Annotated in this window: 10 protein-coding genes; 2 read left to right on the top strand and 8 right to left on the bottom strand. The window is 44.3% G+C overall.

Going from position 1 to position 14,894, the window contains the following annotated elements; translation table 11 throughout:
• A partial coding sequence (locus NT178_17805; GenBank protein MCX5814376.1) for a hypothetical protein occupies positions 1 to 188 on the bottom strand: 188 nt, incomplete at its 3' end.
• A 719-nt stretch (positions 189 to 907) separates the two neighbouring features.
• Here NT178_17805 and NT178_17800 point away from each other — a divergent pair.
• A complete protein-coding gene (locus NT178_17800; protein MCX5814375.1) occupies positions 908 to 2,296 on the top strand; it encodes an IS1380 family transposase in 1,389 nt (462 codons plus the stop codon).
• Between the two features lie 391 nt (positions 2,297 to 2,687).
• Here the strand turns inward: NT178_17800 and NT178_17795 are convergent, their stop codons facing one another.
• The 7 genes from NT178_17795 to NT178_17765 form a co-directional block, all read right to left on the bottom strand.
• On the bottom strand, positions 2,688 to 6,950 hold the full coding sequence (locus NT178_17795) for a PAS domain S-box protein (protein MCX5814374.1): 4,263 nt from the start codon (positions 6,948 to 6,950) through the stop codon (positions 2,688 to 2,690).
• Positions 6,947 to 8,692: a PAS domain S-box protein gene (locus tag NT178_17790; protein ID MCX5814373.1), complete on the bottom strand. Its 1,746-nt coding sequence runs from the start codon at positions 8,690 to 8,692 to the stop codon at positions 6,947 to 6,949. The genes NT178_17795 and NT178_17790 overlap by 4 nt, the downstream gene beginning before the upstream one ends.
• A 72-nt stretch (positions 8,693 to 8,764) precedes the next feature.
• Positions 8,765 to 11,161 (bottom strand): PAS domain-containing protein, encoded by a 2,397-nt coding sequence (locus NT178_17785; protein MCX5814372.1) that lies wholly within the window; start codon positions 11,159 to 11,161, stop codon positions 8,765 to 8,767.
• 316 nt (positions 11,162 to 11,477) lie between these two features.
• Entirely contained in the window at positions 11,478 to 11,786 is a 309-nt protein-coding gene (locus NT178_17780; protein MCX5814371.1) for a HigA family addiction module antitoxin, read from the bottom strand.
• Between the two features lie 10 nt (positions 11,787 to 11,796).
• The gene (locus NT178_17775; protein ID MCX5814370.1) at positions 11,797 to 12,078 is read right to left on the bottom strand and encodes a type II toxin-antitoxin system RelE/ParE family toxin; all 282 of its coding nucleotides are present in this window, start codon (positions 12,076 to 12,078) and stop codon (positions 11,797 to 11,799) included.
• 245 nt (positions 12,079 to 12,323) lie between these two features.
• Positions 12,324 to 13,082, bottom strand: a complete 759-nt coding sequence (locus NT178_17770) for an MBL fold metallo-hydrolase (protein MCX5814369.1) — start codon at positions 13,080 to 13,082, stop codon at positions 12,324 to 12,326.
• 74 nt (positions 13,083 to 13,156) lie between these two features.
• Positions 13,157 to 13,309, bottom strand: a complete 153-nt coding sequence (locus NT178_17765; GenBank protein MCX5814368.1) for a hypothetical protein — start codon at positions 13,307 to 13,309, stop codon at positions 13,157 to 13,159.
• Between the two features lie 1,235 nt (positions 13,310 to 14,544).
• On the opposite strand from NT178_17765, the gene NT178_17760 reads away from it, so the two are divergent.
• Positions 14,545 to 14,894, top strand: a 350-nt coding sequence (locus NT178_17760) for a response regulator (GenBank protein ID MCX5814367.1), incomplete at its 3' end; no start/stop codon positions are given.

The following is a 14,894-nucleotide window of genomic DNA, read 5'->3' as shown; positions in this document are numbered from 1 at the left end:
CTGAAGGCCCAATCCCTCATGGTGTAGCCCGGTGTTTTGCCGAAGTGCTTCACGCTGTAATGGCGCTTGCCGATATCCAGTATTCGGGCATCCGATTTTTCCGGATCCCTTGGCCGCATATACATCGTGTTTCTTTGGTCAAAGCGTCCCACTTCTCCTGACCCTACCTTTGCCCTGAGCTTAGCCATATGACCTCCCCGTGATTTAGTTGACCTTCTCTTCGCCACAGCATATATGCTCAAATACATATAAAATTCGACATGGAGGAAATATAGCCAATGTCAAATGTTGAACCGACTTACCATTTTAACGTTTTCCAGAAGGACATATGTAAATTATAGAGAATCTTCTTTTTTATTCAAGACATATTTTGTTATGGCTTGATAACAATCTGTTTCCGTGTAAGGTACCTGTATTGAATAATTTCAACCCGGAAAAAGTTTATCAAGATTTAGGTCATGATGCAATTCTCTTATGTTGGGAAATACCTGGAAAGTTCCGTCACAGACATATTGTTGCAAAGTGGTTATCAGAACATCTCAATATTTCTATTACAGAATTGTAAGAGATAGCGGCACATGATCTGAAAGATGATTTTGTGCCGCTACAAAACTTTTATTATTTTCACATGATATACAACAAAAAGAAAAATGGGCATAAACCCATTCTTCCGTCTGCCCCAGCGTTATTTCTGTTCTGTTGGCTTTATCACGTTATCCTCTTTACGAGGGCGTGACTGCCACCATCCCAGTCCTATAAAACCTGCCACGATAGTTACAACGATCAGTATAACTGTTAACCCAAATAATGCATTTGCCCTCAATTAACCCTTAACAAGAATCCTCCTTTCGCAGTAGAATCAATTACTTGCCGGCAACCAACCCTATACGAAAGGAGGAACAAAAAGATGCAGAAGAATTCTACCACGATATCTCAGACAAACAAAGCGAGAATTACCTTTACCAAGAAGAAGATGACTGCATATGGAGGCTTTGCGCTTATCGCAGCATTCTTTGAGCGGATCGGCTTTGCAGAGATGATTGAGAAGGCGATGCCGATCACGGAATGTTCCCCGAACGGCATGGGGATATACGGAAAGGCTATTGCCTTCGTTGCCATGGTGTATGCCGGTGCTGACAGATTTTCTCACCTTGTATACCTCGGCAACAAGGAAGTCCTCGCAAAGATATTCGGGGTCAAGCGACTGCCCGATGCTGCCACGACCCTTACCCGGATGTTCAATAAACTCAAAACTATCAAAACGGCAGATGCACTGTCCCGCAACGTGTGGGCGTATCTTACGCAACTTATCCCCTGGGAGACGATTCGGGAAGACTGGCTCACCTTCGACTCCAGCGTTCTTACCCGTTACGGAGAGCAGGAGGGTGCGAAAAAGGGATACAACCCTGCCAAGCACGGCAGGCCAAGCCACAATCCTCTTCTCGCTTTTCTCAACAGGAGTAAGTACGTGATCCACCTCTGGAACCGCTCCGGCAACGTTGCCTCCTGGAATAATATCGTTGCCTTCTTCGCTGACTCCCATGCCCGCATCTGCGACCGCATCAGGGTACTCGGCGTCATTGCGGACAGCGGATTCTACCTGAAGCAGTTCATTGAAAGACTTGAGGAAGAACACCTTACCTACATCATTGCGGTGAGACTCATAAGACCCCTCCAGCGGCAGATTTACTCTCTTGTCGGCTGGAAGGAAATTGCGAAAGGACTTTCTGTATCAGAGTTCTCCTTTATGCATCCTCTCTGGGGAAAGGAGAGACGGTACATAGTGGTCAGGCAGGATATCACCCGGAGAAGAAAGGCGATGGGGAAAACACTGCCTTTGTTTGCCAACGAGACTTTCATAAGAGACTATCGCTTCAGCGCATGGATCACTAATTCAAAAGAACCGCCTTATGACGTGTGGACCATGTGCAAGCCCAGGGCAAACGATGAGAACACCATCAAAGAGTTGAAAGAAGATTTTGCCCTGGGCGGCTTTTCGATGAAGAAATTCTATGCAGTAGAGGCGGCTATGGTCTTGAGAGTCCTTGTCTATAACCTCTTTCTACTCTTCAGACATGAGTTTCTCGGGAAGAAAGAGAAGACCCAGCGTCTCAAGACCATACGATACAAGTATTTTGTGCTCCCTGCTCAAATGGGAAGCGACGGGAGAGACACCGTTCTCCGGATATCGGCACAAAGCAGGAAGGTACGGGCAAAGCTCTCTTATCTGTTTACCCGCATCAGTCTTTACCTTCCGAGGTTCGACCCCAACTGCACTGCAGTTGGGAGCACCTGAATAGGCTGAAACCGGAGGTGGGTCAAAAAACCGTACCAGTAGTAGTCATTATGACAAGAAGTGAGGAAAAACCTTGAAGGGCCTTATACTACAGGTGCGGGAACTGTGAATGCATTTTTTGGGTTAAGAGAGTGTTGCCACTTTCCTGAGCAGTCCCCATTTAAAAAGGCTTTATTTGCCACAGCACATAAACTGATACGGACTATATTTGCCATGCTGACGAGAAGAACAAATTATGTGAGTGGAGAGATGATAACTGGTTGACTACAAGTCAATAGCTTAATAGATTTTGTAAAATATTTATTACCACTCGAAAGAGAGGCATTTATATCACTTTTTTGCTGATACATCTTGTGCTAACACAGGGTTCAGATGGATGCATGCAAGGTACTCATTCCATGTCCAGCATCTCCCTGATCTTGTTGGATAGCATTTCAATACGAAAGGGCTTCTGGAGGAACCCGTTGCATCCTTTATCCATAATCTCCTGGGCCTGTCCGTTGATGCTATACCCGCTGAAAAGAACAACCTTGATATCCGGGTTGATCTCCTTGAGACGATCGAAAGTTTCTCCTCCCGATATCCCCGGCATGATCATGTCCAGAATAACCAGGTCAATTTCGTTTCTTTTCTCCATGTAAACAACAATCGCCTCCTGACCACTCCCGGCTGTATAGACCTGGTACCCCATGGACTCCAGTAGTTCCTTGCTTACTTTCAGAACCATCTTTTCATCATCCACCAGCAGGATCGTCTCTGTGCCCCTTGCGATTGTCCCGGTTGTTGTTTTTTCTTTCACTACCTCCTTCTCTGAAGCCGGCAGGTAGATAGTGAATGTTGTCCCGTGACCGGGATAGCTGTCTACATTGATAAAACCGTTATGCCCCTTGATGATCCCATAGACCATGGCAAGCCCCAGTCCTGTTCCTCTTCCCATCTCCTTTGTGGTAAAGAAGGGATCAAATATCCGCTTTCGTGTCTTTTCATCCATGCCTGCGCCGGTGTCCGTCATGGATATCCTGATATAGTTCCCGGGCTTGACAGCATAAGGAAAAGTTTGTTCATTATCCAGAAGAACATTCTCAGTCTCCAGATAGAGTTCTCCGCCCCCAGGCATGGCCTGCCAGGCATTCACATACAGATTCACGAACACCTGCTCCATCTGCCCCCGGTCAACCTCCACGGTAAAGAGATCTTTCCCATATTTCCGATGGATGGTGATTTCCTTCTTGGTTCTGCCGAACATGGAAGAGGTCTTTTTAAGAATATCATTCATATCGGCGGGTTTCACCTCATATCTTCCCTCTCGGGCAAACCCCAGCAGTTGTCTTGTTAAATCCGCCCCGCTCTGAACCTGTTCCTCAATCCTTTTCAGCCGCTCATAATTGGGATGGGACGGATCAGTATCCATTAATGTCAGGGAAGCATATCCCTGAATCCCCATGAGCAGATTGTTGAAGTCATGGGCAATGCCGCCGGCAAGGGTGCCGATGGCCTCCATTTTATCTGCCTGTTGCAGCCTCTCCTGCAGGATTCGTTTTTCCTCCTCGGCCTGCTTTAACTCGGTGATGTCCTTGATAACCCCGTCATACGATATGAGTACCCCCTGGGAGTCAACCTTTGTGATAGGAGTATCAATCACCCGGATAATGTTTCCGTCCTTTCGTATGATGTGATGTTCGATAGGAAACAAGTTTTCTCCTGACTGAACACGTTTAATATGTTCGTTGAGCATAGCGTGTTCCTGCTCCGGAACCATGTCAATCCAAAGATAAGGATTGGAGGCAAACTCTTCTGCTGTGTATCCGGTCACCGCTTCGCAAGCCGGGCTGTGTATCGTTTGTACAACATGCCCATCATGGATGAGCACAGTATAGAGATAGTCGCTCAACCCCTCGGTTATCCGCCGGTAGCGATCCTCACTCTCTTTGAGCGACTCTTGAGCCTGCTTACGGTCAGTGACATCACGGATAGATTCAATAGCCCCGATGATGTTTCCATAATCATCATGAAGAGGACTCGCCGCGGCCCAAAGAGTCCTTTTTTGTCCACGCACGCTTGGTATGTCGGTTTCCGTGAAGAGCATGTCACCTTCCTTGCGTATAAAGGAATACTGTTTTTCAATATCCTCGTCCCATGAGGATAAGAAGTTGATGAGGATAGGACGCCGGTTTCCATAGAAGGGTATGGCATACTCATAGTCGCCCTTGCCAAGCATTGTTTCTGCGGGAAAACCGGTCATCTCTTCGATGGCCCTGTTCCATGAAATAATTTTCCCTTCAAGGTCTATCACAAAGGTAGCATCAGGAAGGAACTCAATAATGTTGGACAGGCGGGCATCTGATTGCTTCAGCGCCTTTTCTGCCTGCTTGCGGGCGGTGATGTCCTCCACCGTCCCTTCATAGCAAATGACCGAACCTCCATCGTCTTTGACCACCCGGGCGCTTATGAATGCCCATATAGTGTTTCCGTCTTTGTTGATGAGCTGTACCTCAAATCCCCTGATAACCCCTCCCACTTCAAGGGTACTTTTGTATATTTCCCGGTCTTGCAGATTCACATAGTGCTGACTGCCGATATCGGTGATCTGCTCCATGAGTTCCTGTGGGGAATCATATCCGAAGATCTTTGCAATGGCAGGGTTTGCAGAAATGTATCTTCCTTCCGGCGTGGTCTGGAAGATACCTTCCACGGCGTTCTCGAAGATGGAACGGTATTTTTTTTCGGCCTGCAGGAGAGCCTTCTCAGCCTGCTTGCGGGAGGTGATGTCGCGGGCAACACAAATTAACCCACCGTTATCCAATGCCGTTAATGATACCTCCTGCGGGAAGGTGTTTCCATCTTTCTTCTTTCCCCTTACCTCCCCTTGCCACTGTCCTTTCTGGCTAAATTCGGGCATAATATGTTGATTAAATCTTTGCAGTTCATCTTCATCATAGAGTACCTGCCACGATTTTCCTATTAATTCTTCAGATGTACTGTAACCATAGATTCTTGCATGAGCTTCGTTCAAATAAACATAATTTTGATCTTCGTTAAGGATGGCAATACCATCCATCGAAGCCTCCATAGCAGTTGCTTGTTGTCTAAGCTCCTCCTCGGCCTGTTTGTGCTCGGTGATGTCAATATTAGTCCCAACCCAGCGGATAGGTTTCCCCTGTGCATCTTTTACAATGTCGCCACGTGTGAGAATCCACCGCCAGTCGCCATCTTTATGACGCAGCCGGTGTCTGATTTCATAATGATCGGTTTCCCCCGCGAGGTAGTCCTGGAGCGCTTTTTCGATATTTGCGCAATCGTCCGGATGCCAAAGGTTTTTCCATCCGGAAAACGTATCCTCGACTTCATGAATTTCATATCCGAGCATCCTTTTCCATTGCGGAGAATACACAACCTGAGCTTTCACCATATCCCAATCCCAAAGGCCAGCACCGGTGCCGTCGATCGCAAGAGCGAATCTTTTCTCCCTTTCCTTCAGAGACTCCTCCATTCTCTTGCGTTCGGTAATGTCAGTTGCATGAGTCAGTACTAATATTACTTTACCTGTTTCATCTTTTATGGGGTTAGCTGTAGCATAAAAATACAAAGTTTTATCCGGCAAAGGAACTTCGACCTCCAAAGACTCGCTTTTGCCGGTAAGAAACACTCTTTTCGTTGCTTCGTAACGATAATCTGCATGCTCTTTAGGATAAATATCCCAGAAAGTTTTTCCAATAAAATAATCCGGTGTTTCCCCGAAGGTTGATGCAAATAGATGATTTGTAAATTTGTACTCTCCATTCTCATCTACACAGAAAATGGCATCGCTTGAGCATTCGATAAGAGAACGATAATGTAATTCGCTTTCTTGCAGCGCCTGTTCCGCCTGCTTTCGGGAGGTAATGTCTTCAGAAGTGGTTTCATAGTAGAGTATGGTGCCCGAATTATCACGTATAACACGTGTATTCACGGAGGCCCATATTGTGCTTCCGTCTTTGCTGTAATGCTCTGCTTCAAAGCCTTCAACAAATCCATTATTTTCTACCAGTTCTTTCAACCGGTTTCTGTCTTCGGAGTGAACATATATCTGATGAGCCATGTCAGTGACCGACTGTATCATTTCTTCTGGCGATTTATAACCGTACATTTTAGCTCCGGCAGGGTTGATACTCAAATAATGACCATCCGGAGTGGTTCGGAAAATTCCCATGACAGCATTTTCAAAGATAGAACGGTATTTCTCCTCGCTCTCCCGTAGCACCCCCTCTCTTTCTTTCAGCCTCTGGTGTGCTTCATATAGCTTGAAGGCCATCTTTATGGATGCAATAAGAACCGTATGGCCGGAGTCCTTTGTTACATACCCGTAGGAAGTGATCCGTTCTGTCTTTTCAACTACTTCGGGCTGGGTATAGCTGGAGAGGAAGAGGACAGGAATGGCTCTCTCTTTGAGGATGATCTCTGCTGCCTCTGTACCATCCATCCTTCCTTTACCGAGGTTGATGTCCATAAGGATGAGGTCAATATCCGGGGTGGTTTGTGCAATCTCAATGGCCTTTTCTCCGCTGGCGGCAATAATGACATTGAAGCCGTGTTTTTTTAATGTCTGTTTCCCTATGACAGCGATCAACGCCTCGTCTTCTACCAGCAGGATGGTCTTCTGCTCCTGTTCATTCATTGTGTTTTCTCCTGATCAACTGAAAAAGTGATTATGAATCGAGTACCGTTATCTCTTATTAATTCCATACTGCCGTTGATCTGCTCCACCAGTTGCCCGAGCAGAGAAAGCCCTACTGATTCTGTGTTTTTAAAGTCAATATTGGAAGGGACTCCGATCCCGTTATCGGAGATGGCAAGAGTGATGCGGGAGTCCTCTTTGGACATGGTGATTGTAATCTTTCTGTTGTCCCTGTCAGGGAAGGCGTGCTTCATGGCATTGCTGACAAGTTCGTTCAATATGAGGCCTGTGGGGATTGCAGTATTGACGTCAATGGAGATGTCTTGAATATTTGTTATTATGTTCTCATGTGGAAACCCATATGAACGGGAAAGCTCCAGGAGGAGTTCCTCCATATACTCCTTGAAATTAATGAGAGCATAGTCTTCTGACTGATAGAGTCTGGTATGTATCCTTGTCATTGCGTTGATCCTGTTCATGGTTGTGATGAAGGCGTCCTTTGACTCATCGTCTTTTATCCGGTCCAACTGGAGGGCAAGGATACCCGAGATGGCGAGGAGGTTGTTCTTCACCCTGTGCTGGATCTCCTGGAGGAGAACTTCCTTTTCACGGAGGGAGGCCTTGAGGGCTTCCTCGGCCTGCTTGCGTTCAGTAATATCAATACCAATACCCACAAGGAACGGTCTGTCATCGATCGTTATTTGCCGGCCCGTCATCAGGAGCCATCTGAATGATGGCCCGCCGCGCAGAAGAACCCGACCTTCCACACTCTCCTCAATACCGCTTCTCAATACATTCGCGATTTTCGATCCGATTAGCACTCGGTCGTCCGGGTGTATAGTATCTGCCGCGTTCGTGCCCGCGACCTGGTCTTCCGACTTGCCAACAATTTCATCGCGCTGATAGGCGTTCCAACGCACGTATCTGCCGCATTCGTCGTCAGTTACTTGCGCTTGAGCAGACCTGTGTAATTTAAGGGTTTCGCCCCAAACACCAAAGATCGGGAAAAAATAGCTGAGAAATACTATTAGATGAGCTGTATCCCAATGTGAATCGTAGAAGACCTGAGCATCAAAAACAAAGATATGAGCCAAAACCTGAAAAATAATGCAAGCGATGATACTCCAAAGAAGGGGACTACCGGATTGTTGTTTTGCGTAGATATTGGAGTAAAATAAAAAAGCGACAAAGTATAAAAGTGCGAGCAAAAGCTCTATAAGTTTTTTGGTAGTCGAACCAAGTTGAACAAAATGTGGAAGGAATGGAGAAATAAAAATTAATAACGCAACGGAGGCTGCAAAAATGAGAGCGATAACGTTATAGACAACAGCATTTAGTCCCCTTTTTGCTGGAACGACTTCTTTTTTTCCAAAAATAAGAGCGATGAAGAGCGATATTAACAGGAGAAGATGTCCGGTTAACCAGGTCGTGGAAATGGCTAATCTAAAAGTCTGGGATATTGCCGGCCAAATCCTGTCAAAAGAAAATACAGCGTGAACAAACTCTTCAGTACCTATTTGAACGAATCCGATTGAAATAATTAAAAAGAACCAGCGGCCTGTTGTAAAAAAATGGAGCAGAACCATTATTCCTGCCGTTATGGCGAGCAGTGATGACGCAAATTCAAAAAGAACGTGTACATCGCTGCTGCTTCTCCAGTCTGATGTATCAATAGCAGGATAAAACAATAAAGGCAGGAGAAATAAGGCAAAAAAGGGTAGATAGTTTATGATTTTTTTCAAAGTAAATTCCTTGGTAGCGTCCCTACTTAAAAAGAGGATTGGCATATTTTCTGGTTCCAGCCATGTTATCCATCATACCTCAAATTCCAGAATAAACTTTGTTCCGTTCTCCCGCTCTATCGTCATGTTCCCTTCAAGCTGTTCTGTTAATATACCGACAAGCTGCATCCCGAACCCGGTGGAAGTTGCCATATCATTCGGTTCAGGAATACCGATGCCGTTATCCTGTACAATGAGGGTTGCGTGATTATCCTTTATAGAAAGGGATACCCCTATTGCTCCCTTGTCTCTGCCGACAAAGGCGTGTTTCATTATGTTTGTAAGCAACTCATTAAGGATGATACCGACAGGGGATAAGGTCTTTGCGTCAAGAATAATGTCGTCAATCTGTTTTTTAATGGTTATCAATCCCCGGTTGGGAAAATTGTTTACAATTTCTTCAATCAGAGAGGTGAGGTATTCCTTTGTCGATATTTCTCTAAAATCGGCAGACCGGTAGAGTTTATCATACAAAATCATCATACTACGGACGCGGCTTCCCGAATCCTCAAGTGCGGCAATGGCTGACGGGTCATGCAGCGTATCTGCGTGGAGAGACAACAAACTCACGATCACGTTCATGTTGTTCTTGATCCTGTGGTGTACCTCTTTAAGTAGGATTTCCTTTTCGGAGAGGAGGGATTTGATTTGGTCTTCGGCGAGTTTGCGGGCAGTGACATCGGTGGCGATTTCCATACGGACAATACGACCATCAGGCCAATAAATGGCCCTGTCCCGACAATCGTACCACCGTTTAGTGACAGTGTTCTGAAATTCCCAGACAACACCCTCTGTCGGGTTCCCATCTGGCCCAACGAGCTGACTGTTTGTGCAAAATTTACAGGGATTGGCATGGCCTGTCTGGATCGTCTGCCAACAGATTTTACCCTTAATATCGCCCCATATGTGTTGCCCGTATGCGTTGATGAAAACGATCTCATAGGTTTTCATATCAACTACGTAAACGAGGGCATCGAGGCCGTTTAAAACTTGCGAGAATGTTTTATTTTGGGTCCGCAGCGCCGCCTCTGCCAACAAGCGGTCGGAAATATCAATAAAGCTTTCAAGATAACAATCCCTTCCCTTGATGGTAATAGGATAAACGGTTTTCAGGATGTCTTTTTGGCGTCCATCAGCGTAAAGGAGCTTACGTTCAGAGTGATCAACGCTTTGACCAAGATCTTTGACCGGGCATTTACCTGCCTGAGCAGGACAAACCAATGAGTGGCAGATCTGTCCTATAATTCTCTCTTTGGGCAGTCCGGTCATTTCTATGGTAGTCTGATTAGCTTCAATAATGATCTGAGTGTTCTTATCGATGATGAGAATCCCCGTTCCTACTGTATCGAAGATTGCCTGTAGCTCGGTCTCGTTCTCCTGCAGTTTGGCTACGTAACCGGTTTCTGTGTCGGCAAATTTCTGTTCCCGGCGCTGATAACTATACAAGCCTAAAACTGCCGCCAGAGCCAGTACCCCGAAGAGAACTCCTTGCACAAAGGCCGCGTGACGCCAGGTGGCGAAGATGGCATACAGGTCACGAGAGACGGCAACCATCAGAGATGTGTCCGCAATGAATTTATCACTCTTTACGGTGCGCATGGCTATCATGCGCTCATCGCCGGTGGCGACAACGAGCCCCTTGAACAGACTGGCAGCCTGCTTGCTTTCGACGTGACGGGTGTAAAAGGAGCCGGGCTTGGCCAGGTCTATGCCTTCAACATCCTTGCGATCCGGTACTATCAGGAAAACCTTACCGTCGCCGTGGTTCACAGAAGCTCTCATGTCTGGCGTGTAGAGAACCGATTCCAGAAGGACGGTAAAATATTCGGGATCGAGGGTCGCAGTGACAATGCCGGCAAACTTGCCTTTAGGACCGGTCACCACCCGCACCAGGTTCATGCCAAAGACCCCGAGGGCGGTCCTGAAGGGCGGAGAGACATAAAGCATGGCCGGGTCCGGATGTTGGTGCGGAGTCTTGAAATAGTCCCGCCCGGCGAAATTGTGGCCGATCATCTCCTCTCGGTTTGAGGCCATGACGATGCCTGCGGCATTGAGTATTTGTAGAGTTCGTATCCCCGGCATAGCGTCGCTTATGACCCGCAGTTGCCGGTTGGTTTGTGATTTGCCGTCATGCTTCGTTTTCCAGTAAGGAAGATCATCGCGAATACCCACCAGCGCCCGATTGGTCGCATCCAGTTGGTGCCCCAGATTTACATCCAGCACCTTGGCCAGGTTGGCCAGTTGCACCCGCTCCTGTGCTTCGATGAGGCTGTGCTGTTCGGCGAGAAGATAGCTCATGGCACCGCCCAATGCCAGTAGCGTCATGCCGAGAATCAGCCACTGGGTAAAGAACGGGTGCAGACCTTTCAGTCTCGGATGACGGATTCGGTGTTTTGTTTCCGCTTTGCCGGTATTATTTATCTCTGTCATATCCTGACTCCTCTCAATTCTCGCGCTTTGTAACAGGCGAAAAAGATTCGGGGGGGGGTGATGAAAACAAACACATTATGTTAGGCTCCATCAATATATCTATATTTGATTATAGCAGAGAACCATCGAAAAAACACAAGAGATATTTATTGCCATGCGAAAGCGAGCGTGCATTTTATTGCTTTTTTGTGAAACTTTGGAAGCTATAAACAAAATCAAACTTTCAAAGCGAACAAAATAATGAAAAAACTCAACAATACCTACAATCAAATGGCCTATTTTTCCTCAAATTGTTGCCAAACCCTTATTGTGGCTGCTAAGCCGTTAGTTGCAATGGGCGGATTTTATCGATATCTTTGTGCGGTCTTTCTGCACGAATCCTCAAATCAATATCATTCTGTAAATTTAACCAAAACTTTGCAGAATTACCAAAATATTTAGATAGCCTCAAAGCTGTTTCTACGGTTATCTTCCTTTTTCCATTCAGTATATCTAATACCGTCGTAGTCGATATATTTAAACTCTTTGCAAGACGGTATGCAGTCAGGCCTAATGGTTCGAGGAATTCCTCTTTTAAGATCTCTCCAACCGTAGGCGTTGGTATCCGGTCTGTATTCTTATCCATAAATCCCTCCTTAATGGTAGTCCTCAATACCCACTTCGTAGGCATCACTGTTCTCGAAAAGAAAACATATGCGCCACTGATCATTTATCCGAATTGAACATTCACCTTTTCTGGCACCCTTCAGATGTTCATAGTTATTTGCCGGTGGAACTCGTAAATCGTCTTCAGATAAGGCATTATCTATCATGATAAGCTTTTTCAAAGCCCGTGATTGAATCTCATTTGGAAATTTCTTTGATCTGTTCTGATTGTAAATATTCTCAGTCTCTTTATCCTTAAATGATTTAATCACATTAAGATTATACATGACATGCAGATATATATCAATAGCGTATATAAAAATCTCATATACTCCGAATACACTTTACTGGAATTGGCAGATGTACCACACGATATCCACACAGCATCACATCACCTTTTTCAGTTTTCAATTTATGATTCTGCCGATAAACTTCTATCTCAGAAAATACATCCTCATGTTCTCCAGATTCTCCATTCCCATTTTTTCTATAGGAGGAAAACGAGAAAGGAGCATTTTTACCGGCAAGAACTGGATAAAGAGTGATTCCTTCCGATTATACCTGAAGCTGAAATAATGCCTATCTTCGGCTTTATGATCGATAGCAATTTGTCATTTGTGCTGTAATTGCTGCAATGATGATGAACTTTGTATACTTCTACCTGTCCAACCTTGCTTGCCACAGAACTTTCAATATCCTTATAATTATCTGTATTAAACCCACTGAGGTCGCCACCCATTAAAACATCAAATTTACCAAAACTGATTACAGAGACCAAGCTTAAATCATTTTCGTTTGTCGTATTTATTCCGTCACCGTTTGAAACCACAAGCTTGATAGTTACTGGATCGGTTGTTGTAGAATCCATGGTTATAGTGTCACCGGGTATGGCTGTTCTTCCTTTCACACCAATTATCTTTTCATATCTCCTAAAAACATTGGTTGCATAGGTATGGCCCCTATCATATGCTGCGATCTTTAGCGGAAAAACATCGAGAACTTCAGAAGTACATCCAATGTGATCATCGTGATAATGACTTGCCACATGGTAATCCATTTTTGTAATACCCAATTCCCGTAAATACGAAACAGGCATATCGCAATATTTTGCTACACCATTGTCGAAGAGCACAGTTTCACCCTCGGGTGAGATTAGAATTGCTGCATCACCCTGGCCCACATCGATAAAATGGAGTTGTAAATTGCCGTTTGCTTGCCCAAAAGCAATAGATACGACACAGCACAGGAGAATAAAGGAGATAAATATCTTTTTCATGGTACAACCATTATGATTTTTTAGATTATCCCAGACAAGATATTTTATTACAATTAAAAATGTTATTTGCTGGGTTACGATTTAAATCCTGATAATATCGGCAAAATCTCTATTACCTGAATCTCTGCCGAATCTCTTTCCCATTGGTATATTCCTATGGACAATGTTTTCAACATATCATCACCACATCTTCTGAAATAGAAGTACCGGCAAAACTCTATCTGCACATCAACTCCTTAAAATATCAATACAAATTCCTTGAACTATCTGCAATTTTCTGCCGCTAACAAAACCTCTTTTTTTATCTCTTTTAAGGCCACTTTGCAAACCTTTAAATATCGCCAGTTTATAGATTGTGAAAATCACTGCATCTGTAACATGCAGATATTACTAAATATATGAAAATGGAGATAAAAGAGGTTTATCTTGTAAGACAACGTTAACAACCTGTAATTTCAAGAATTTTTATAAAGCCTAAAATATAGGCAATCTGGTAAAGAAGTATATGATTTTGAGATGTTACAGTTTTGTTTTCACCACTATTAAACAGCTTACGAACACGTGATGTTAAAAAGATATGGGGAAGATTTTGATATTGTTTGAGAAATAGAGATACCGGCAGAATCCTGGGGAATTAGCATTCATTGAAAAATAGGTCAAGTCAACTCTGTTCATTTTGTTTGAATTGTATCTGCGAAAAATCTGTAAGCGATAGAAACTTTGCCGATATACATCCAACTCTCATACTAAATCTTTGCCGAATAATACTTTCCAAGTGAATAATCTATAACTCATGAATCATCACGATTATAGACGATCCATCTGGAATATAAGTACCGGAAAAGGGCAATGATAATCAAACCTGTAAAAATGGAATTATAAAATCCCATGAACTGGAAATTATCTTCATCGCCATCAAATACAGAAACTGTTCGCTGGTTACAATCTTGGTTAATGGCAACAGGAGGTGCAGAATTATCCCCATCCCAAAAAAGTCATACCGGTATAACTTTTATAGCGGTCAAAAAGGCCAATCTTCAGTATCTCAAGATAAACCGGCCAGACCTATTTCAGATCTGGCCGGTTAAACATCATTTAATATGCATTACCGATACTATTCTGTGCCATATGATAGGCTAAGGGTATACCCCGCTAATTTTATTGACAATAATTGTAATCTCTCAGTTATTAAGAAAAACACCACAAAGCAAATATATTTTTAGCCGCGGACAAGCTCGGACAAATGCAGGACAGAAGCAATATTCTGTCCTGCCAATGTCGGACGGGCAAATGGTAAATCCATTTTTTTGTCTGCCGTTGTCCGCAGTTGTCGAGCGCAAGCGGGCGGCAGAAAAAGATTTTTAAACAATAACTGAGGAAATATTTTACATTCATTTTTTATCATTTTCTATCTTGACAATGGTAGTACCCGAGTGTATGGTAAAGGAGGAACATAAATAATATGATAAAAAAAATCTTAATTGTTGACGATGCTGCTGTAGCACGGAGAATTCTTAAGAGTTGCATTCCAAGGGCTGAAGAGTACGACTTTTATGAAGCCGAAGACGGAGCTGCAGGGTTGGCAACATTCAAAAGCATTCAGCCGGATGTAACATTTCTGGATATCAATATGCCGAATATGAACGGTACGGTGTGTCTCAAAGAGATTATAAAAGTTGATCCCAATGCCATTGTCATTATATGTTCGTCAGAGACTAATCCGGAGTTACTTACAGAAGTGACGTCTCTTGGGGCATTTGTTGTTGTTAAAAAACCGCCAACCAGAGAATCCATTCAAGATGCTCTATCCAA

Source organism: Pseudomonadota bacterium (genome assembly GCA_026388255.1).
Lineage (GTDB): Bacteria > Desulfobacterota > Syntrophorhabdia > Syntrophorhabdales > Syntrophorhabdaceae > JAPLKB01.
The sequence above is the reverse complement of the archived record's forward strand: the minus strand, read 5'-3'. Positions and strand labels throughout refer to the sequence as shown.